The organism is Bordetella tumbae (assembly GCF_054780995.1).
This window is the reverse complement of the sequence record NZ_BAAGVG010000003.1, coordinates 315,263-338,164: the sequence shown is the minus strand read 5'-3', so window position 1 is coordinate 338,164 and position 22,902 is coordinate 315,263. Positions and strand designations below refer to the sequence as shown.

Genomic DNA, 22,902 nt, shown 5'->3' with positions numbered 1-22,902 from the left:
CCTAAATAGAGAGATTCGATATCGGCGGCTGAACTTACTTAGTCAGCATGAAGCCTTTGTATTTCGCGGCAAAAGCCTGTTCGATCAGTGCTTTCTGTTGTTCCTGGTGCTTGGCCAGGTAGCCTACCGCAGGCGACGCCGAAGCCGGGCGACCGGCATAGCCGAGTTTCTGACCGTCGGCCATATTCTCGTAGAGGTGATGCTGAACATAGAACCACGGACCTTGGTTCTGAGGCTCGTCTTGCACCCAGACCACTTCGGTTGCGTTCGCGTACTTGCGCAGCTCGGTTTCAAAAGCCTTGTGGGCAAACGGATACAGCTGCTCGACGCGAACGATTGCCACGTGCTTGGCATCGCGGTCGGTGCGCGCGTGAACCAAGTCGTAATAGACCTTGCCCGAGCACGCCAGTACGCGTTTGACCTTGCTCGCGTCGATCGTATCGTCCAACTCGCTGATCACCGGACGGAAGCTGCCGCCGGCCAACTCGGTCAGAGGCGAACCTGCATCCTTATTACGCAGCAGCGACTTCGGCGTGAAAATCACCAGCGGCTTGCGGAACGGACGGATCATTTGGCGACGCAGCAGATGGAAAATCTGCGAAGCGGTCGTGGGCTGAACCACCTGAATGTTGTTGTCGGCACACAGTTGCAGGAAGCGCTCGATACGACCCGACGAGTGCTCGGGACCTTGGCCCTCGTAACCGTGCGGCAGCATCAACGTCAGACCCGACTGGCGGCCCCATTTGGCTTCGCCCGAGCTGATGAACTGGTCGATCACGACCTGAGCGCCGTTGACGAAGTCACCGAATTGAGCTTCCCAGATGGTCAGCGTGTTCGGTTCTGCGCAGGAATAACCGTATTCGAAACCGAGCACGGCCTCTTCGGACAGCACCGAGTCGATCACCGTGAACGGCGCTTGGCCGTCGGAGACGTTTTGCAGCGGCACATAGGTGCCGTCATTCCAACGTTCGCGGTTTTGATCGTGCAATACGGCATGGCGGTGCGTGAATGTACCGCGGCCCGAATCCTGACCGGTAATACGAATCGCATAGCCCGAAGCCACCAACGTCGCGAACGCCAGATGCTCGCCCATGCCCCAGTCGAGGTTTTGCTCACCCTCGGCCATCTTGCGACGCTCGGTCAACAGTTTCTTGACCAGCGGGTGCGGGGTGAAGCTATCGGGCACCGTGGTAATACGTTCACCGATGCGTTTGAGTTCAGCCAACGGCACTGCCGTGTCGGCCTGATCGGTCCATTTGGCGCCCAGGAACGGCGACCAATCGATCGCGTACTTGCTCTTGTAGTCAGTCAGCACAGGTTCGATCGTGCGCTGGCCGTCTTCCATGAGCTGACGGTAATCCTTGACCATCTGGTCGGCTTCGCCGTCGGCCAGCACACCTTGCGAGGTGAGCTTGTCGGCGTACAGCTTGCGCGTGCCGGGGTGATGGCCGATACGCTTGTACATCAGGGGCTGGGTCAACGCCGGGGTGTCTTGCTCGTTGTGGCCGAGTTTACGGAAGCAGACGATATCCAGAACCACGTCGTGGTGGAACTCCAGGCGGTAGTCCAGCGCCAGCTTGGTCGCGAACACAACCGCCTCGGGGTCATCACCGTTGACGTGGAATACCGGCGCTTCGATCATTTTGACCACGTCGGTGCAATAGAGCGTCGAACGCGTATCGCGCGGGTCGGAGGTCGTGAAACCGATCTGGTTGTTGATGACGATGTGCAGCGTGCCGCCCGTGCCGTAGCCACGCGTTTGTGCGAGGTTCAGCGTTTCCATCACAACACCCTGGCCGGCAAAGGCCGCGTCACCGTGCACCAGCACCGGCAAGACTTGCTTGCCTTCGGGGTCGCCGCGGCGCTCTTGGCGAGCGCGGGCGCTACCCTCGACCACGGGGTTGACGATTTCCAGGTGAGACGGGTTGAACGCGAGCGACAAGTGAACCGGGCCGCCGCGCGTGGACAGATCGCTGGAGAAACCGTTGTGGTATTTCACGTCGCCGTCGGTCAGGCCCTCGGCGTGCTTGCCCTCGAATTCGGCAAACAGGTCACCGGGCATTTTGCCCATGATGTTGACCAGCAGATTCAGGCGGCCACGGTGAGCCATCCCGACCACGACTTCCTGGACACCGGATTCGCCAGCGTGGTTGACCACCTCGTCCATCGAGGCGATGAAGCTTTCGCCGCCTTCGAGGGAGAAGCGCTTCTGGCCCACGTACTTGGTGTGCAGGAAACGCTCGAGACCTTCGGATTCGGTCAGTTGCTGCAGGATGTGACGCTTTTCTTCGTTGCTATACGACGCCGCGCCAAAGGTCTTTTCCAGGCGTTCCTGGATCCAGCGCTTGGCGGCTGGATCGGAAATATGGGTGTATTCGGCACCGATGCTGCGGCAGTAAGTGTCACGCAGGGCCTTCAGGATATCGCGCAGCGTCATGGTGCTGGCGGTCGTGAAGTAGGTGTTGGTAGCCGAATAGGTCTGGTCCAGATCGGCTTCGGTCAGGCCGTAGAACGACGGGTCCAGCTCAGGGATCGGGGGACGTTCCTGGCGCTTGAGCGGATCCAGGTCGGCCCAGCGCGAACCCAGCGAACGATAGGCGCCGATCAGCGACTGTACCGAGACTTGTTTGCTGGCGATCGACAGATCGGGTTGGGCAGAGACTTGCTGCACGAACCCATTGCTGCGGGCGCGCTGAGCAAAAGACTCGACGATGGGGGCATGCGCGCGGTCGCGCGTCGTTTCCTGGCCATCGGTCGCAGGAGCATGCTGCAACTGATCGAAATACTCGCGCCAGTTATCGGGCACAGAGCCAGGGTTGTCCAGATACGCCTCGTACAGCTCTTCGACGTAGGGGGCATTGCCACCAAATAGATATGAGGTGGAAAGAGATTCTGATTCGGAAGACATATATTGCTTCACCTTGCGAGTGCTTCACTCGATACGATGCAGGAAAACCTTCCGCGACACGGGCTTCCCGTTAGCGGATAGCAGGGGCAGAAGGCACGTACAAGCCCTGAAAGCCTATGGCGCAAAAGTATACTCCCCGGGATTGCACCTGTCTTGCCGCATTGCGGCACGACCCCTCTGTGCCCGGGCGAGGCCGCAGACTGGGATAGTTCAGAAGTCCCCGCCAACATCCGTCATGATGCTGGCTATGCGCTCGAAGTCTCCTTGATCCAGTTTGGGAAAAGTCCTGGCCGGGCTGTGACGCGAAAACCACGAAGCCATCGCGGGAAAGCCGGTTTATACGATCTAACCGCACGACGGCCGCCTGTTGCACTATTTTTCCGCGCTTTTATGACACTCGTCCTGCTGACACGATACGTCTATAGAAGAGTACCGCCACACTAGCAAAGACCGCCAGCCCCAGCCAGTTGGCGATCGGCGCGAAGTCCGCTCCTGCCACGGCCAGGGGCGCCTCGCTGCCCGACGCCCCGATGATGGCCGCCATCAATACCCCCACCAGGCTTTCTCCCACGATCAACCCGGAGGCCAACAAGGTGCCGCGCCGATTCGGCAGCTCAGCATAGCTGTCATAGGATTGCCCCGCCTGCTCCGCACGGCGGCGCAGCGCCCGCTCGATCAACCAGGCCAGCAACGCCCCCACGACCAGCGGCGCACTGACCGTCGGAGGCAGATAAATCCCGATCCCTACGGCCAACACCGGCATCCGGGCAACCCGGCAGGTGCGTTTCAGGATCCCGTCCACCACGATCAGCCCCACGCCCACCGCCATACCAATCAGAATCATGACCCAGTTCAACTGATGGGTGAAAATCCCGCGCGCAATGGCCAACATCAGGGTGGCCTGCGGTGCCGACAATGCCTGGCCGGGGTCCATGCCGGCATGCGGCAAGGCATCGGCAAAACCATAGGCGTTATAGAGCAACTCGAGGATCGGGGAAATCACCGCCGCTCCCACCACGCAGCCGATCAACAGCGCCACCTGCTGGCGCCAGGGGGTGGCCCCGACCAGCCAGCCGGTTTTCAGGTCCTGCAGGTTGTCGTTCGCAATCGAGGCCACGGCGACCACGGCCGAAGTCGTGAAAATCGCCAGGGCAATGGCCATCTGGACACCCTCCTGGCTGCCGAGCAGGCCGGTCGAGCGCTCCAGCCCCAGCATCAGCAAGGACACCAGCACGATGGCCACAATACCCACCCCGGAAATCGGGCTGGTCGATGATCCCACCAGCCCAGCCATATAACCGCAGGCAGCAGCGACCAGAAAGCCGAAAATAAAGGCAAATGCGACGGCGTACGTCACCAGCAGTCCTACGCTGCCGGCTGTCACCGGCTCGGCCCGTAAAAACGACGCAAACGTCACCACCAGAATCACCACCAGCACCAAGGTGACGACAGCAATCCAGCGCCCGGACAGATCTTGTTCAGTACGCAATGCCCCACCTTGATCGGCTCTGCGCGTCGCGCTGAATGCCGAGAACGAGGTTCTGATACCGCGCATCATGGGGACAAACAGGGTGGCCAGCGTCCAGATCGCACCTACGCCTATCACCCCTGCCCCAATGAAACGGACCTGTGAGCTCCACAGCCCGGTGGCATAGTCCATTACCGACAAATCGGCCGGGCGGTCCCCCAATGCGGTCAGCACAGGAACGGAAATACCCCAGGCGATGACCAAGCCCGTCAGCATGGCCAGACCCGCCACGATACCGATCAAATACCCCGCCCCCAATAAGGCCATGGAGAAACCCATCGGCAGGCGAAACACCGCAGCGCCGATCGTCGGCCACACGCTGACGGCATCGCCCAAGACCCGCAGGCCGCTGGAAGCAAAGCTCACTGCAGCGGCGATGCCGGCTCCGCTGAGAATATCGGCCATGCCCGTAGCCGCCGGTTTAGCTCGGCTCGCTCCCGTTGCAGCGGCGTCCGTCGAGACCGATTGGACGTCTAAGCCGCGTGCTGACGGCGAAGAACCACGCGACGCCTGACCAGCGCCGTCGGCTTGGGCGCCTCCCTCGGCCGTACCACTACCCACGCGCAGGATCTCTGCCGCCGCGACACCCTCTGGATACGGCAGATCGCTCTGCACCACCATGATGTGCCGCAGCGGGATGGTGAACATCACCCCCAGCATCCCGCCCGCGGCGCAAATGCCCAGCGTTTCCCAGAAAGGAAAGCCGTGCCAGTGCCCCATCATGACAAGTGCCGGCAAAATGAAAATAATGGATGACAGGGTGCCCGCGGCTGACGCTTGCGTCTGCACCATGTTGTTTTCGAGGATATTCGAGGTTCGAAACAACCGGAGCACCGACATGGAAATGACCGCCGCCGGGATCGCCGACGAAAACGTCAATCCGACCTTCAGGCCCAGAAACACGTTGGATGCGGTGAACACTACGGTAATCAATGCGCCAATCAGGACGCCGCGAACGGTGAGTTCGGGCAGCGTGATCGAATCAGGAACGCGCGCAGGTTCTGCCATGAGTCAACATGTCCTTGCCAAAAAGGGTGATGATTTTTAGAGTGTCGCGGATTCTACCGCCCTGCTTGGAAAATAAATCTATTCCAAGGGTAACGCGGTCTGATATTTGACCTGCTTTAACGCGAATCCCGATCGGATATTTCGAACGCCGGAAATCCGCGACAATCGGCTGACGACAAAGCGTTCCAGCCCCTGGATGTCAGGCACGACCACACGCAATAGATAGTCCGCATCGCCGCTCATCAGATAGCACTCCATGACCTCGGGGCATTCGGCCATGGCGTTCTGAAAGCGATCCAGCTCGGTCTCGACCTGTTTTTCCAGGCTGACCTGGATGAACACATTCAGGCTCAGGCCCAATTGCAGCGGATCGGCCAGCGCCACGTACCCGCGTATCACGCCCGCCGCCTCCAGCGCCTTGACCCGCGCCAGGCAGGGCGATGGAGACAGGTGTACACGGCGTGCGAGCTCGACATTGGTCAGGCTGGAATCTGTTTGCAAGATGCCCAGAATGCGGCGATCAATGCTATCTAGCGAGGCGCTCGGCATATTTATCCTATGTATTTAACAATTGCAGATTATTATGCCGCCAACCTGGGTTTGGCGACGCATATTCGATCACTTATGCCACAGTGAAAGCGCTAGGATGAACGTCTATACGGAGACTTCATCATCATGCTCGACATAGTGGCCACGCCCCAGACCAGCGACATCGACCCAATTGAAACCAGCGAATGGCGCGACGCGCTGCTATCGCTGGTACAAACCGCCGGCATCGAGCGCGCGGCCTATGTCCTGGAGGCCCTGCTCGCTCAGGCAGCCGCGCTGGGGGTGCGTGCGGGCGGCCAGACGCGCAGCGCTTATTTAAATACGATCGCGTTGCGCAATGAGCCGCCGTTTCCCGGCGATCTGGCGATCGAGGAACGCATTGCCTCGATCAACCGCTGGAACGCCCTGGCCATGGTGGTACGCGCCAACCAGGCACACGGCGAATTGGGCGGGCACATTGCCAGCTACGCGTCGGCGGCGGATCTGTTCGAAGTGGGGTTCAACCATTTCTTTCGCGCCCCCTGCGAGGGATTCGCCGGGGACCTCGTCTACCTGCAACCGCATTCGGCGCCCGGCGTCTATGCCCGGGCGTTTCTCGAGGGCTTTCTCAGCGAAGACGATCTCGCCCATTTCCGTCAGGAGATCACTGCGCGCGAACGTGGCCTGCGTGGACTGTCGTCGTATCCTCATCCGTGGCTCATGCCTGATTTCTGGCAATTCCCCACCGGATCGATGGGAATCGGGCCGATCAATGCGATCTACCAAGCCCGTTTCATGCGCTATCTGGAACACCGGTCGCTCGCGCAGCCCTCTGGCCGCAAGGTCTGGGGTCTGTTCGGCGACGGCGAAATGGACGAGCCCGAATCGATCGCCGCATTGACATTGGCCGCGCGCGAAAAGCTCGACAACCTCGTGTTCGTCGTCAACTGCAACCTGCAACGCCTGGACGGCCCAGTGCGCGGCAACGGCCGCATCATCGACGAGCTCGAAACGCTCTACGCCGGCGCCGGCTGGAACGTCATCAAACTGGTGTGGGGCGGCGACTGGGATGCGCTCCTGGCGCGCGACGCCGATGGCGCCCTGGCACGCGCTTTTGCTCACACCGTGGACGGGCAGTTCCAGACCTTTGCCGCCAATGACGGTGCCTATAACCGTGCGCACTTCTTCAATCAAAACCCCGAGTTGGCGGCCCTGGTCGCAGACTGGTCAGACGAGGCCATCGACCGGCTGCGTCGCGGCGGCCACGATATCGTCAAGATCCATGCCGCCTATCATCGCGCCGTACGCCATCGCGGCCAGCCGACCGTCATCCTGGCGCAGACCAAGAAAGGCTTTGGCATGGGCACGGCTGGTCAGGGCAAGATGACCACCCACCAGCAGAAAAAGCTGGATGACGAGGCACTGCTGGCGTTTCGCGACCGGTTTGCACTGCCGATCTCGGACGATGACTGCCTGGCGTTGAAGTTCTATAAACCCGCTTCTGACAGCGCCGAACTGCGTTATTTAGAATCACGCCGGGCTGTCCTGGGCGGCCATCTGCCGCGCCGGCGCACCGAATCGCCTCGTCTGCCCGTGCCCCCTGCCGAGCAATGGGCGCGTTTCGCGCTGCAGGCTGATGGCAAGGAAATGTCGTCCACGATGGCCATCGTACGCATGCTGGGCGGATTGTTGAAGGACGAACAATTGGGCTCGCGCATCGTGCCCATCGTGGCCGACGAAGCACGTACCTTTGGCATGGCCAATCTGTTCCGACAGATCGGGATTTATTCCGCACAGGGTCAGTTGTACGAACCCGAGGACATCGGCTCGGTGCTGTACTACCGCGAGGCGCTGGACGGGCAAATCCTCGAAGAAGGCATTACCGAAGCCGGCGCGATTTCTTCGTGGACGGCCGCGGGCACCAGCTATTCGGTCAATGGCCTGCCGATGCTGCCCTTCTATATTTACTACTCGATGTTCGGCTTCCAACGCATCGGTGATCTGATCTGGGCCGCGGCCGATCAACGCGCGCGCGGATTCCTGATCGGCGCCACGTCGGGCCGCACGACACTGGGCGGCGAGGGCCTGCAGCACCAGGACGGCTCTAGCCATCTGATTGCCTCCACGGTTCCCAACTGCCGCGCCTACGATCCGGCCAACGCCTATGAGGTCGCCGTCATCCTGGAACACGGCATGCAGCGTATGCTGGATCAGCAATGCGACGAGTTCTACTACATCACGGTCACCAACGAGAATCTCGCTCAACCTAATCTGCCCAGCGAAAACGCGCGCGAGGGTATCCTGCGCGGGATGCATCGCGTCCGAACTGCAACGTCTCCTGGCGAACGAGCAAGGGGATCCGAGTCGGGAAAATCTTCTGCGGCGGGTGCTGCAACGGCGCAGAACAACATAGACAACGATGATCTGCCTCACGTGCGCCTGCTCGCGGCTGGCCCCATGCTCAACGAAGCCCTGCGCGCTGCAGAGCGGCTGCAGCAGGACTTTGGTATCGCGGCCGAAGTCTGGAGCGTGACCAGCTTTTCCGAATTGGCCCGCGATGGCCGGGCCTGCGAACGGGATCGCGTACTCGGCCTGAGCCGTCCGGCTGCGCAGAGCTGGCTGGAACAATGCCTGCCCGGTACGGTTCCCGTAGTCGCCGCCAGCGACTATGTGCGCGCAGTGCCGGACCAGATCGGTGCATGGATCAAGGCCCCGTATCGCACGCTGGGCACCGACGGCTTTGGCCGCAGCGATACCCGGGCCCGGCTGCGGGATTTCTTTGAAGTCAGTGCAGACTGGATCGCGCTGCATGCGCTCGATTTGCTGGCCGAACAAGACGCGCGCCATGAGGCCGCCCGGCAGCAGTTGCGAGACCAGTTAAACACGAAGCAACGCACTGTCGTGCCATGGCTGAACTAAACCGCCGATATCGTTAGGCGGGCGTTGACCATCAATTCGCTGCACTGCAGCAAACATTGATGCGCGGTTTCTGTTGAAATATACGCCTTCGCGATCCCCAAACGGGCCCCTTGCGGGCCCGTTTTCTACTTTGTCAGCAGTGCAGCATAGGCCTTCCCCACCATGGACGAAACCCTAACCAAACTGGCGCTTGATTATCACGCCTACCCCACCCCCGGCAAAATCTCGGTCACGCCGACCAAGACCCTGGCCAACCAAGACGATTTGTCCTTGGCCTATTCGCCCGGCGTTGCCGCAGCGTGCATGGCGATTTTCGACCAAGGTGATGACGCTGCCTCCATGTACACCTCGCGCGCCAACCTGGTTGGCGTGATCACCAACGGCACCGCCGTTCTAGGTCTGGGTAACATCGGCCCGCTGGCGGCCAAGCCCGTGATGGAAGGCAAAGGCTGCCTGTTCAAGAAATTCGCCGGCATCGATGTGTTCGACATCGAACTCGCCGAAACCGATCCGGACAAACTGGTCGACATCATCGCAGCCCTCGAACCGACCCTGGGTGGCGTCAACCTCGAAGACATCAAAGCGCCCGAGTGCTTCTACATTGAAAAGAAGCTGCGCGAGCGCATGAAGATCCCCGTCTTCCATGACGACCAACACGGTACCGCCATCATCTCCTCGGCCGCCATTCTGAACGGCCTGAAGGTCGTCGGCAAAGACATCAGCCAGGTCAAGCTCGCGGTATCCGGCGCTGGCGCCGCCGCGATCGCCTGCCTGGATGTGTTAGTAGGTCTGGGCATCAAGCTCGAAAACATCTACGTCGTCGACTCCCGTGGCGTGATTTGGGAGGGCCGTGAAGAAAACATGGAGCCCAACAAAAAGCGTTACGCGCAAAAAACCGACGCACGCACCTTGGCTGATGTGGTGCGCGGCGCGGACATATTCCTGGGTTGCTCGGCGCCTGGCGTGCTGACCGGCGACATGGTCAAGACCATGGCCGGCAAGCCGCTGATCCTGGCCCTGGCCAACCCCGAGCCCGAGATCCGCCCCGAAGTCGCCCGTGCTGCCCGCCCGGACTGCATCATTGCGACTGGCCGCTCGGACTACCCGAACCAAGTCAACAACGTTCTGTGCTTCCCCTTTATTTTCCGTGGCGCCATGGATGCCGGCGCCTCGCGCATCACCGAGGAAATGAAGCTGGCTTGCGTCAAGGCCATCGCCGAGCTCGCCGAAGCCGAACAAAATGACGAAGTCGCACTGGCCTATGCTGGCCAGGAACTGTCGTTCGGCCCGGAATACATCATTCCCAAGCCCTTCGACCCGCGCCTGATTGTGCAGATTGCGCCTGCGGTAGCCCAGGCCGCCGCCGACTCCGGTGTGGCCGCACGCCCCATCGAAGACATCGAAGCCTATCGCCAAAAGCTGATGGGCTTTGTCTACCACTCGGGCCAACTGATGCGTCCGCTGTTCGCCCAGGCCAAGAAAGCGCCCAAGCGCGTGATCTATGCCGACGGCGAAGACGAACGCGTGCTGCGCGCCGTGCAGACCGTCGTCGACGAGAAGCTGGCGCAGCCGATCCTGGTGGGCCGCCCTTCCGTCATCGAAATGCGTATCCAAAAGGCGGGCCTGCGTCTGGTGAACGGCCAGAACATCGAGATCGTGGATCCCGAAGACGACAACCGTTTCAACGAAACCTGGAACGCGTATTACCAGCTCAAAGGCCGCGAAGGGGTCACGCCCGACATCGCCAAGGCCATGATCCGCAAACACAACACCTTGATCGGCGCCATGCTGCTGCGTCGCGGTGATGCGGATGCCTTGCTGTGCGGTGTGGCCAGCAAATACGACAACCAGTTGAAGTACGTCGAGGAAATCATCGGCCGCAAGCCGGGCCAGACCTTTGCCGCGCTCAACGTGTTGATGCTGCCGGACCAAACGCTGTTTGTCACCGATACGCACGTCAACGAAAATCCGACCGCCGAAGAAGTCGCCAGCATCACGATCCAGGCCGCTGACGAAATGCGCCGCTTTGGCGTCATGCCCAAGATCGCGCTGCTGTCGCACTCGAACTTCGGCAGCCGTGTCACCGAATCGTCGCGCAAGATGTCCGAAGCACGCCGCCTGGTCGAAGAACGCGCGCCCGAGCTGGAAGTCGAAGGCGAAATGCATGCCGACTCGGCTCTGTCGGAAAAAATCCGTCAAAAGGCCTATCCCGACAGCAAGCTCAAAGGCCCGGCCAATCTGTTGGTAATGCCCAATCTGGATACGGGCAACATCACCTACAACATGCTGAAGATGACCGGCAGCAACGGTATCGCCATGGGCCCCATCCTGCTGGGTGCGGCCCGTCCGGTGCATATCCTGACGACCAGCGCCACCGTACGCCGCATCGTCAACATGACCGCACTGGCCGTGGTCGACGCACAGCAAGAGGCCGCTGAAAAACGCTCGGCCTGATTGCATGCAGCAAGCACGCCTCGCGCGTGCTGTTTGACCGCTGGCGGATCAGATACACTGATCCGCCAGTTGGCTAGCAGGTCCTGCCAACACGACGCGCATCGATTACCGGAGCCCATTCATGTTGCAAGACGCCCTGCTCGCCTGGATTCACTACCTCGCGATCTTTCTCTTGATCGTCGCTATGACCGCACAGACAGTATTGCTGCGGCCCGATATCACTCCCTCTGTTGTACGCCGATTGGCCTTGTATGACCGCCTGTACCTGGCCTGTGCGATCGCCGTACTGATTACCGGACTATTGCGCTTGAGCCTGGGCGCCAAAGGGGCGGCCTTTTATATGGCCAATCCCTGGTTTCACGCCAAGATCGGCTTGTTTGTTCTGATCGCCTTGTGCTCCATTCCACCGACACTGGCTTTTCTACGGTGGAACAAACAAGCACGCAACGAAGCCGGCTATGTCCCCGATGCCCAGCAAGTCAAACGCGCGCGGCGCTGGGTGATGCTGGAGGCCCATCTGCTGGTGTTGCTGCCGCTATTTGCCGTGTTGATGGCACGCGGCATCGGTATGTAATCGCCAGGCATACGCCTGCAGGTAGCAGGCATGCGTGCAAAAATTTACGCAGAATTTATACGCCTGCGCGTTTCCGTAATAGAGAGTTTACGCATCTGCGCTGAATACTTAGGCATGGCTGTTTCGCCATTTATTTGCGAAATCAAAACATGTCTGAGTATCTCTTATTCCTGGCGCTGCTTATCGCGCTTGGCTGGCCTTTGGGCCGCTATCTCGCTGCCGTCATGCGTGGCGCGCCCATGCGCAGCGACATCCTGTTCAACTGGATCGAACGACCTCTTTATGCCTTGCTCGGCACGCGCTCCGATCAGGGCATGAGCTGGCGCAGCTACGCCGCTGCGTTTCTAGTAAGCAACCTGTTTCTGGCCTTGGTCGTATGGGTTATTTTCATGACCCAGGCGTGGCTGCCGTTCAACCCTGATCATGTCCCAAACATGAGCTGGGATCTGGCGCTGCATACGATGGTGTCGTTTCTCACCAATACCAACCAGCAGCATTATTCCGGGCAGGCCCAGCTTTCCTATTTCTCGCAGATGACGGGCATTGTCGGCCTGCAGGTGGCCACGCCCATCATGGGTTTGGCATTGGCCGCCGCGACACTGCGAGGACTGTTCGGCGGCCGTCAGGCCAAAGCCCCGTCTGACGATACCGCAGACACCACGGCGGCCACGATAGATGTCGGCAACTATTGGGCCGACGTGATTCGTGCCGCCTTGCGATTCGTGCTGCCGCTATGCCTGGTCTGGTCGACGCTGCTGACCTGGCAAGGCGTGCCTGCAACGCTGAACGGTGCAGCTATTGCCGCTCCGATGGACATGCCCGCAGCCATGACAGAACAAAAAATCCCAGTAGGGCCCGTCGCACCCATGGTGGCGATCAAACAACTGGGCAGCAACGGCGGAGGCTGGTACGGCCCCAACAGCGCGACGCCGCTGGAAAACCCTACGCCGTTGTCGAACTTTCTGGAAATGTTGGGCATCACCTTGATTCCTGTTGCCGTCATTTTCATGATTTCGCCTTTCACCGGCCGCCGCAGATTCGGCGCAATGGTTTTTGGCACGATGCTGACCCTGTCCGTGATTTCCAGTGGCCTGGCGTTATGGTCCGAGAGCGGATCCGACACCACGGCCGACATCGCGTTGATGGAGGGCAAAGAAGTCCGCTTGGGCGCCGATGCCTCGGCGCTATGGGCTGCTGCGACGACGCAGGTCAACAACGGGTCTGTCAATATGATGATGGACTCCGCCGCGCCGTTGACGGGCATGGTTGCCATGGTGAACATGCTGATCAATGCCATCTGGGGCGGCATAGGTTGCGGCCTGCAGCAATTCATCGTGTATCTGCTGCTGAGCGTCTTTCTCGCAGGCTTGATGACGGGCCGCACGCCAGAGTTGTTCGGGCGCAAGATCGAAGGTCCCGAAGTCAAGCTCCTGGGCATCCTGGTGCTATGGCAGCCGCTGGTCATCCTGGCCTTTACCGCCGTGACGCTTTCCATACCTGCGTTGACCGGCAACTCCAACCCAGGATTCCATGGCATCAGTCAGGTGTTCTATGAATACGTATCTGCTTTCGCCAACAACGGCTCCGGATTCGAAGGGCTCGGAGACGCCACCCCCTGGTGGAACGTCACCTGCGCCGTCGTGCTGGCTGCCGGGCGATACCCTGCCCTGATTATTCCCCTGGCCATTGCCGCCATGCTCGCCCGCAAACGGCGGGCCGCCGAAGGCCCCGGCACCCTGCAAATAGAAACGCCGACCTTCGCGCTCACCTTGATTGGCATTGTCATCATTCTCACGCTGCTGCAGTTCATGCCCGTGCTGGTGCTGGGACCCGTTGCGGATCACTTGTCGTTGATGCCGCTGCTCGCCCGTTAAAAGGAATTCAACATGAACACCATGCATACTGCGCAAATAGAGCACCACACTGAGGGCGCCACCGTGGAGCATCCGCTGAAAGCCGCGCTCATCGATTCGTTTATCAAACTGGCTCCGCATCATGTCTTGAAAAATCCCGTCATGGCAGTTGTCTGGGCAGGCACCCTGCTGACAGCGATAGCGGCGCTATCAGGCTGGACCGCTGCCGGATTTGGATGGGCCGTCACGGCGGTGCTATTCATCACCGTGCTATTCGCCAATTTCGCCGAGGCGGTAGCCGAGGCACGTGGCCGCGGTCAAGCCGCCGCACTACGCCGCGCCCGCAAAGACCTGGTGGCACATCGTCTGGACCAGTCGGGCAACACCAGCATCATTCCCGCGGCAGATTTACGCCCTGATGACCGTGTCGTCGTGCAAGAAGGTCAGTTGATCCCCGCCGATGGCGAGATCATCGAAGGGCTGGCATCCATCAATGAATCCGCCATCACGGGTGAATCCGCACCGGTCCTGCGCGAAGCAGGAACAGACCGCTCAGGCGTGATCGGCGGCACCAAGGTGCTATCGGACCGCATCATCGTCCGCATTACGGCCGAACCCGGCAACAGTTTTCTGGATCGCATGATCGCCTTGGTCGAAGGCTCCAGCCGGCAAAAAACACCCAATGAGATTGCACTGGGCCTGCTGTTGGCGGTCATGACCCTGACGTTTCTGATCGTGGTCATCACGCTGCCTTTTATTGGCAACTTCGTAGGCATCAAAACGGACGTCGTCCTGCTGGTGGCGTTGCTGGTGTGCCTGATTCCAACCACGATAGGCGGCCTGCTTCCCGCCATTGGCATCGCAGGTATGAATCGCGCACTCAAAGCCAATGTGCTGGCCAAGTCCGGCAAAGCCGTGGAAATCGCAGGAGACGTCGATGTCCTGCTCTTGGACAAGACCGGCACCATCACGCTCGGTGACCGGCAGGCGACCGCCTTTCATGCGCTGGAGGGCATTGATGAGCCGCAGTTGCGCCAGGCAGCGTGGCTGGCCTCGCTCGCCGATCCTACGCCAGAAGGCAAATCGATCGTCAAACTGGCCGTCAGTAAAGGTGGCCTCGGCGATGCCCCCAAAGACGCGCAGTTCATACCTTTTTCCGCTCAAACCAGAATGTCTGGTGTCGACCTGCCAGATGGGCGCATCATCCGCAAAGGCGCTATTGATGCCATCGCCGAGTATGTGCAAACGCATGGAGGCAACGTCCCGGCAGCCTTGCAGACGCGCGTCGCCGATGTCGCGCGCAAAGGCGCGACGCCGCTGGTGGTATGCGACGACAACACCATACTCGGGGTCATCGAGTTATCCGATGTGATCAAGCACGGCATCAAGGAACGCTTTGCCCGCCTGCGGGCGATGGGTATCAAGACCATCATGATTACGGGAGACAACCCGCTGACCGCAGCGAGCATCGCGGCCGAAGCCGGCGTCGACGACTACATTGCACAGGCCAAACCGGAGGACAAGCTGGCCCGTATCCGCGCCGAACAAATGGATGGCAGGCTAGTGGCGATGGTCGGTGACGGCACCAACGATGCACCCGCTCTGGCCCAGGCCGACGTCGGACTGGCGATGAACTCTGGAACTCAAGCAGCCAAGGAGGCAGGCAACATGGTGGACCTGGATTCCGATCCAGCCAAGCTGCTTGCCGTGGTCGAGATAGGCAAACAGCAGCTCATCACACGCGGCGCATTGACGACGTTTTCCTTGGCGAATGACGTCTCCAAATACTTTGCCATCCTGCCCGCGCTATTCGCAGCATCGATCCCGCAAATGGCGGCATTGAACATCATGCAACTGTCGAGTCCGATGAGCGCGGTGCTGTCGGCGTTGATTTTCAACGCCATCATCATCCCGCTGCTGATCCCGTTGGCCTTGCGTGGCGTGCGTTTCAAGCCCGCCAGCGCAACGGCGCTCTTGCGCAACAACATGCTGGTGTACGGCGTGGGTGGCGTGCTGCTCCCGTTCGTCGGGATAAAACTCATCGACTTGATGTTATCAACGCTATTCAGTATCTAAGACAATTGCCATGACAGCTATTACAACCACTACTACGCACGGCACATTCACCGCTCAGTCCCGCACAAGTATCGTGCGCGGCGCCATTGCCCTGACACTCATCACGCTAGCGGGATTCGGATTTCTCTACTCGCTGGCTGGCGTAGGCATTGGACAAGCCCTGTTCCCCCACACTGCCAATGGCAGCCTGATCGCACGTGACGGCACAGTGATCGGGTCCGCACTGGTGGCACAACCGTTTGTCAGCGACAAGTATTTTCATCCTCGCCCGTCAGCCAGCAATTACGACCCGACGGCGCTGGCGGGCAGCAATCAGGCCCGCACCAACCCAGAACTGCGCAAGCGTCTGGAAGACACTCGCGCCGCTATCGCACAACGCGAAGGCGCAGCTCCGCTCTCGGTGCCGGGCGACCTGTTCACGCAATCCGGTGCAGGCATTGATCCGCATATCACTGCCGCGAGCGCCGCTATTCAGGTGGATCGCATTGCCCGCGCCCGCGGGATGCCGCGTGACGAGATTGCCAATCTGCTGGCGCAGCACACCGAGGCAAAGCAATGGGGCGTGTTCGGGCAGGCGCGGGTCAATGTCCTGCAACTGAATCTGGCACTGGATTCAGTCGGGACAAAAACGCCGCGTTAACGAAATAGCGCGGTAGCCATGCACCACGCTGGCGCCGCTCCAACGTTGCCTGCGTTTCTGACCTGAATGAGGCAAAGGCGACACGCCAGCATCCATACCGAGGCAAGTCCCGGTTCGCGTCGACGATTCTGCCGTGCTGCCATAACCGCCCACTAAATGCGAGAATAGGCCCACGACGAGACTGTGAGTGCCCCGTGATCCATGAGTGCCAAACAGACTGAACAAGCCAACGCCCTGCTGGGCGAACTCAACCGCCAGGCAGCTGGCCGGTTGACCGTGTTCTTGGGCGCGGCGCCGGGGGTCGGTAAAACCTACGCCATGCTGGTGCGTGCACACGAACTGCACCGCCAGGGCGCGGACATCGTGATCGGGATTATCGAAACGCATGGCCGCAGCGAAACCCAGGCCCTCGTTGCGGGACTGCCGATACAGCCGCGAAAATTGCTGGACTACCAAGGACGGCAACTAGAGGAAATGGATCTGGACGGGCTCCTGGCCCGCAAGCCCGCCATTGCCCTCGTTGATGAATTGGCCCATCGCAACGTCCCCGGCAGCCGTCACGAACGGCGCTGGCAAGACGTCGTGGAGCTGCTCGACGCCGGCATCGACGTGTACACCACCGTCAATATCCAGCACCTGGAAAGCTTGAACGATGTGGTGCATCAGATCACCGGCATTCGAGTCAGCGAAACCGTTCCCGATGCGGTTTTCGAGCATTTGCGCGACATTCGTCTGGTCGACCTGCCTGCGCGCGAACTGATCGAACGCCTGAATCAAGGCAAGGTGTATTTACCCGAGCAAGCCGCTCGTGCCTTGCAGGCCTTCTTTTCCCCGTCCAACCTCACGGCGCTGCGCGAGCTGGCGATGCAGACCGTGGCTGCGCACGTTGATGCCGACCTGCGTGAAACCCGTGCGGCCCGCGGCCTGGGGGCACTGGCCATCCAGCATCATGTGCTGATTGCCATCGATGGTAAAGGGCAATCGGAATATCTGGTGCGGGCCGGCGCACGCATTGCCGAGCGCCGCGGCGCGCCATGGTCGGTCGTCACGGTAGAGACGGGCACGGCAGCCGACGCGACATTGCCCGCCAAACGCCGCGATGAATCACTGGAAACGACATCGAGAACGGCCGCTCGTGCAGAACAACAACGTCTGCTGGAAATAGACAAAGCCTTTGCGCTGGCACGTACGCTGGGAGGAGAAGCCGAGATCCTCCACAACAGCGACATCATCCAAGCCCTGCTGGACGCGGCTGCCGCACGAGGCGCCAGATCGATCGTGATCGGCCGTACCCGCGAACGTCCTATTGCACGGATTTTCAATCGAACACTGACACAACAGCTTCTGCAGCGCGGCGTCCGATACGAACTGACCATCATCAGTACGCCACACGCAAAACAAAAGTCGTTCTGGGCATCCCGCATCAACGGCAAAGGCCTGCTGTGGCGGGAGTCCCTGCTTGCTGTACTGACCAGCGTAGGTGCAGTAGGCGTCGCGACACTGGCAGAGCGTTTCCTGGGTTTGCAGGATTTGTCATTAGTGTTTCTCGTGGCCGTGATCTGGGTTGCCGCACGCACGCGCATGGTGCCCGCCGTCATCACCGCCCTGCTCTGCTTTCTGGCTTATGATTTTTTCTTTATCGAACCTCGATTCACGCTGTTGATCGGCGCACATCGCGGTGTGGCGACCGTCATGCTGTTCCTCGCCGCGGCACTCATAGCGGGTCGCCTCGCATCCCGATTGAGGGCCCAGGTTATCGCACTGCGCGCCGCCAACATCCATGCCACAGCCATGCAAATGCTGGGACGCCGGCTCACCAAAGCAGCCGATCTCGGAGAAGTGATCACCGCAGGCACGGCAGCACTGCAATCGACATTACGAGCCGACATATGGATGCAAATCAACGGAGAGACGGGCCCTGCCTCTCCCGCCAGTCAACTGACGGAAAAGGATAGGATCGCCGCCGACTGGGCTCGGCAACATGGGCAACCTAGCGGCCGCTACACCGACACGCTGAGCCACTGCCCATGGTGGTTTCTGCCGATACGCTCTGACCAGGAAACTTTCGGCGTGGTGGGCCTGAGATTTCCCTCGAATGAAAAACGCCTTTCTTTCGAACAACGGCGACTCGTCGAAAGCATGGTGGAAGACATCGGCCAGGCAGCTCTGCGTACGAATCTGGTATCCGCACTGGAATCCGCGCGCGTCACCGGAGAAACCGAGCGGTTACGATCAGCATTGTTATCGTCGGTATCACACGATCTGAGATCACCGCTGTCGTCCATGATTGGCGCCGCAGACAGCCTGATGCGCTATGGCAGCAATATGGATCAGAACGATCAAAAGGCCTTGCTCGAGACCATACAGGTGGAAGGCGAACGCCTGGACCGCTATATCCAGAACCTGCTCGACATGACCCGATTGGGACACCAGGGCCTGAGTCTGAAAAGAGACTGGATCGGCATTGACGAGCTGGTGGGCTCAGCCTGTCAGCGTTTACAACGATATAGCCCGGCAGTACGCATCGAGCACGACATCCCGTCCGATTTGCCTCCTATCCACGTACACCCGGCACTCATTGAACAAGCCCTATTTAATGTCATGGAGAACGCGGCCAAATTCTCCCCTCCCGGAGAACCGATACGGGTTCACGTCCAACGCCTGGATAATGATCACGCGCAGATCGACATCTCTGATCGGGGTCCCGGCATTCCGGAAGCAGAGCGAAAATCCATTTTCGACATGTTTTATAGCGTCGAACGCGGGGATCGAGGCAAACAGGGCACGGGCTTGGGGTTGACGATCGTTCAGGGTATCGTAGGCGCACACATGGGCAGCGTTCAGGCTCTGCCGGGTCCGCAACATCGCGGCACAACGATCCGATTGATCTTGCCTTGGGGTGAGCCCCCTGGCCAGGAAGCCAAAGAAAATGCAACAACCTAATGAAGGGAACACAGGAGCCTCCCCCGCCCGCATTCTCGTCATCGACGATGAGCCGCAAATTCGCAAGTTTGTCGATATCAGTCTGCGGGCCCAGGGCTACCAGACATTATTGGCAGAGGCCGGCCATGAAGGATTGACATTACTGGCCAGCAAAGGTGCAGACCTCATTGTCCTAGACCTGGGCCTGCCCGACATGGACGGCAGCGAAGTGCTCAGAGAACTGCGCCAATGGTCCAAAGTCCCCGTCATCGTGCTGACAGTACGATCCAGCGAAGACCAGAAAGTATCCCTGCTGGATGCAGGCGCCAACGACTACGTCACCAAGCCCTTTGGCATCGAAGAACTGATGGCTCGCATTCGCGCGTTTCTGCGCATGGCGGGAACAAACACGGATGACAGCACGGCATACGACGATGGCCATCTGCGCATCGATTGGGCCCGACGGGAAGTCCATCTCAACGAGCAAAGTGTCACCCTCACACGCAAGGAATTTTCACTCCTGTCCCTGCTCGCCCAGCAGCCCGGGCGGCTAATCACCCAGACCCAAATCCTGCGAGAAATATGGGGCCCGACGCACACCGACGACACCCACTACCTGCGCATCCTCGTCGGCAAACTCCGGCACAAACTTGGCGACAACGCCCTGGCCCCCCGCTACATCATCACCGAGCCCGGCGTAGGCCTGAGATTCATCGATCAGCAAAAATCATAATCATGGCGGCAAACCAGCGCCCCTGCTTCGCCCTCACCATGCCCTGCTTTTTTCTCGCCGCATGCCACGATTGCGAGTCCTGGTTGCGCGCTGGACGGGTCGCGCCGGCCTTTTGAGGAACGGGCAGTCCGCGCAGCGGACCTCGGCGCCTGGTCTTGCGCCGAGCCGTTCCGATTAGGCCGGTGCGGCCCGTCCAGCGCGCAACCAGGACGCCTAAACAGAGACAATCCCCACCAGCCAAACGCCCCAAACCCATAAAAAAAGCCCCCACGCTGCGCCTTCGGCTTGCTGCCCCCCAAGGGGGCATTTTTGTTTTGGGACGGCCCGGCAACAAAAAAAGCCAAGCATCCAAAGACGCATGGCTTTCCCTCATCACCAGCAAACCGCCCCAAAAAGAGGCGGCGCCACATGACGAATTAACGCTTGTCCATCGACGGCACGTCGCGCGTGACCGAACCGGTGAACAGCTGACGCGGACGGCCGATCTTGTAATCGGGATCCGACAACATTTCGTTCCACTGAGCGATCCAGCCCACCGTACGTGCCAACGCAAAGATGGCCGTGAACAGCGAAGTCGGAATGCCGATGGCGCGTTGCACGATACCCGAGTAGAAGTCCACGTTCGGGTAGAGCTTGCGCTGCACGAAGTAGTCGTCTTCCAGAGCGATACGTTCGAGTTCCATGGCCAGCTTGAACAGCGGATCATTTTCCAGACCCAACGACTGCAGCACCTCTTTGCAAGTTTCTTGCATCAGCTTGGCGCGCGGATCGTAGTTCTTGTAGACACGGTGGCCAAAGCCCATCAGGCGCACGCCCGAGTTCTTGTCCTTGACCTTTTCCATGAACTCGCCGACCTTGGCCACGCCACCGTTGGCTTGCAATTCCTCAAGCATTTGCAGGCAAGCTTCGTTGGCGCCGCCGTGAGCCGGGCCCCACAAGCAAGCCACGCCAGCAGAAATGGCAGCGAACGGGTTCGTGCCCGACGAACCGCACAGACGCACGGTCGAGGTCGAAGCATTTTGCTCGTGGTCAGCGTGCAGGATAAAGATACGATCCAGGGCGCGTTCGACAACGTCGTTGACCTTGTACTCTTCGCACGGGGTGGCGAACATCATGCGCAGGAAATTGCCGGTGTACGACAGATTGTTCTGCGGATAGATGAACGGTTGGCCAACCGAGTATTTGTACGCCATCGCGACCAGCGTCGGCATCTTGGCGATCAAGCGGATAGCCGAAATGTGACGGTGCTGGGGATTCGTGATGTCGGTCGAGTCGTGGTAGAACGCCGACAACGCGCCCACCAGGCCGGTCAACACAGCCATCGGGTGTGCATCGCGACGGAAACCGCGCAGGAAGAAATGCAGCTGTTCGTTTACCAGCGTGTGGTTCGTGACCTGCGAATCAAAATCGGTTTTTTGGCCCTGGTTGGGCAGCTCGCCGTTCAAGATCAGATAGCAAATGTCGAGGAAATCGCAATTCACCGCCAACTGTTCGATGGGATAACCGCGATACAGCAATTCGCCCTTGTCACCGTCGATATAGGTGATACCGGACTCGCACGCCGCCGTCGACATAAAGCCGGGGTCGAACGTGAACATGCCCGTTTGGCCGTACAGCTTGCGGATGTCGATGACGTCCGGGCCAACCGTGCCCTTGTAGACAGGGAACTCGATCGGCGCGGCGCCGTCCGAGAACGATAGAGTGGCTTTTTTGTCAGACAGATTCATCGCTAATTTCCTCACAATTAATCAAAGCTCACGCATCTTCGCGACGATGGTGCGTAATCTCGGCGTGTCCAGGGCTCCTTCGAGCTCTTTGCGTGCCAGCAGCAGATCGAGCAGGTCGTTGTCGCCCATCTCGAACAGCTGCGTCAACGCACCGACGTCCTCGTCCGTGAGCTGCGTTTCGTACGCATCCAGATAACGGGTAATGATCAAGTCATTTTCGAGCAGCCCGCGGCGTGCCCGCCACCGCAGGCGTGCCCTTTCAAGTTCAGTCAGGGTGCTCATATCGATCTCTATACCGTGTTAACTAGACCGTGCGGCGAACCATCAGTTCCTTGATCTTGCCGATTGCCTTGGTCGGGTTCAGACCCTTGGGACAGACATCGACACAGTTCATGATGGTGTGGCAACGGAACAGGCGGTACGGATCCTCGAGGTTGTCCAGACGGGAACCCGTGGCTTCGTCGCGGCTATCGGCGATAAAGCGGTAGGCTTGCAGCAGGCCGGCGGGACCGACGAACTTGTCGGGGTTCCACCAGAACGACGGGCAGGACGTCGAGCAGCAAGCGCACAGAATGCACTCGTACAGGCCGTCGAGCTCTTCGCGCGCCTCGGGCGACTGCAGGCGCTCGCGCTCGGGCGGCGGCGTATCGTTGATCAGATACGGACGCACCGAGTGGTACTGATTGAAGAAGTGCGTCATGTCCACGATCAGGTCGCGGATCACGGGCAGGCCTGGCAGCGGCTTCAGAACGATGGGTTCCTTTAGCTCGAGCAGGTTGGTCGTGCAGGACAGGCCGTTCTTGCCATTGATGTTCATGGCGTCGGAACCGCACACGCCTTCGCGGCACGAGCGGCGCAGCGACAGGCTGTCGTCCACGTCGTTCTTGATGCGCACGAGTGCATCGAGCAGCATCTTGTCGGTGGGCTGGAGCTCGACTTCCAGCTTTTGCATGTACGGGCGCTCGTCCTTGTCCGGATCGTAGCGGTAAATCTCGAATTTGACGATTCTCTTGGTGCTCATCACAGCATCCT

Annotated in this window: 14 protein-coding genes; 8 read left to right on the top strand and 6 right to left on the bottom strand. The window is 59.9% G+C overall.

What is annotated here, in order from left to right; translation table 11 throughout:
- Positions 1-34 precede the first annotated feature (34 nt).
- The 3 genes from ACYVI2_RS03060 to ACYVI2_RS03050 form a co-directional block, all read right to left on the bottom strand.
- The gene (locus tag ACYVI2_RS03060; protein WP_415819061.1) at positions 35-2,908 is read right to left on the bottom strand and encodes a 2-oxoglutarate dehydrogenase E1 component; all 2,874 of its coding nucleotides are present in this window, start codon (positions 2,906-2,908) and stop codon (positions 35-37) included.
- A gap of 388 nt (positions 2,909-3,296) precedes the next feature.
- Positions 3,297-5,444: an OPT family oligopeptide transporter gene (locus tag ACYVI2_RS03055; RefSeq protein WP_415819062.1), complete on the bottom strand. Its 2,148-nt coding sequence runs from the start codon at positions 5,442-5,444 to the stop codon at positions 3,297-3,299.
- Between the two features lie 78 nt (positions 5,445-5,522).
- Positions 5,523-5,993, bottom strand: a complete 471-nt coding sequence (locus ACYVI2_RS03050; protein WP_415819063.1) for an Lrp/AsnC family transcriptional regulator — start codon at positions 5,991-5,993, stop codon at positions 5,523-5,525.
- 126 nt (positions 5,994-6,119) lie between these two features.
- On the opposite strand from ACYVI2_RS03050, the gene mdeB reads away from it, so the two are divergent.
- The 8 genes from mdeB to ACYVI2_RS03010 all read left to right on the top strand — a co-directional run bounded on the left by mdeB (position 6,120) and on the right by ACYVI2_RS03010 (position 20,143).
- Positions 6,120-8,891 (top strand): alpha-ketoglutarate dehydrogenase, encoded by a 2,772-nt coding sequence (mdeB, locus tag ACYVI2_RS03045; protein WP_415819064.1) that lies wholly within the window; start codon positions 6,120-6,122, stop codon positions 8,889-8,891.
- Positions 8,892-9,053: 162 nt separating this feature from the next.
- On the top strand, positions 9,054-11,345 hold the full coding sequence (locus ACYVI2_RS03040; RefSeq protein WP_415819065.1) for an NADP-dependent malic enzyme: 2,292 nt from the start codon (positions 9,054-9,056) through the stop codon (positions 11,343-11,345).
- Positions 11,346-11,466: 121 nt separating this feature from the next.
- On the top strand, positions 11,467-11,919 hold the full coding sequence (locus ACYVI2_RS03035) for a DUF2214 family protein (protein ID WP_415819066.1): 453 nt from the start codon (positions 11,467-11,469) through the stop codon (positions 11,917-11,919).
- Positions 11,920-12,068: 149 nt separating this feature from the next.
- Entirely contained in the window at positions 12,069-13,793 is a 1,725-nt protein-coding gene (kdpA, locus tag ACYVI2_RS03030) for a potassium-transporting ATPase subunit KdpA (protein WP_415819067.1), read from the top strand.
- 21 nt (positions 13,794-13,814) lie between these two features.
- Positions 13,815-15,848 (top strand): potassium-transporting ATPase subunit KdpB, encoded by a 2,034-nt coding sequence (gene kdpB, locus ACYVI2_RS03025; RefSeq protein ID WP_415819135.1) that lies wholly within the window; start codon positions 13,815-13,817, stop codon positions 15,846-15,848.
- A 10-nt stretch (positions 15,849-15,858) separates the two neighbouring features.
- Positions 15,859-16,488 (top strand): potassium-transporting ATPase subunit KdpC, encoded by a 630-nt coding sequence (gene kdpC, locus ACYVI2_RS03020; RefSeq protein WP_415819068.1) that lies wholly within the window; start codon positions 15,859-15,861, stop codon positions 16,486-16,488.
- A gap of 201 nt (positions 16,489-16,689) precedes the next feature.
- Positions 16,690-19,431: an ATP-binding protein gene (locus ACYVI2_RS03015; protein WP_415819069.1), complete on the top strand. Its 2,742-nt coding sequence runs from the start codon at positions 16,690-16,692 to the stop codon at positions 19,429-19,431.
- The gene (locus ACYVI2_RS03010; RefSeq protein WP_415819070.1) at positions 19,418-20,143 is read left to right on the top strand and encodes a response regulator; all 726 of its coding nucleotides are present in this window, start codon (positions 19,418-19,420) and stop codon (positions 20,141-20,143) included. Before ACYVI2_RS03015 ends, ACYVI2_RS03010 begins: the two co-directional genes overlap by 14 nt.
- A gap of 416 nt (positions 20,144-20,559) precedes the next feature.
- On the opposite strand, the gene ACYVI2_RS03005 is transcribed toward ACYVI2_RS03010, so the two are convergent.
- From ACYVI2_RS03005 to ACYVI2_RS02995, 3 genes are read right to left on the bottom strand one after another with little or no spacing between them, the layout of a single operon-like run.
- On the bottom strand, positions 20,560-21,870 hold the full coding sequence (locus ACYVI2_RS03005; RefSeq protein WP_415819072.1) for a citrate synthase: 1,311 nt from the start codon (positions 21,868-21,870) through the stop codon (positions 20,560-20,562).
- 21 nt (positions 21,871-21,891) lie between these two features.
- On the bottom strand, positions 21,892-22,152 hold the full coding sequence (locus ACYVI2_RS03000; protein ID WP_094820309.1) for a succinate dehydrogenase assembly factor 2: 261 nt from the start codon (positions 22,150-22,152) through the stop codon (positions 21,892-21,894).
- 22 nt (positions 22,153-22,174) lie between these two features.
- Positions 22,175-22,891 (bottom strand): succinate dehydrogenase iron-sulfur subunit, encoded by a 717-nt coding sequence (locus tag ACYVI2_RS02995; protein WP_415819073.1) that lies wholly within the window; start codon positions 22,889-22,891, stop codon positions 22,175-22,177.
- Positions 22,892-22,902: the final 11 nt, after the last annotated feature.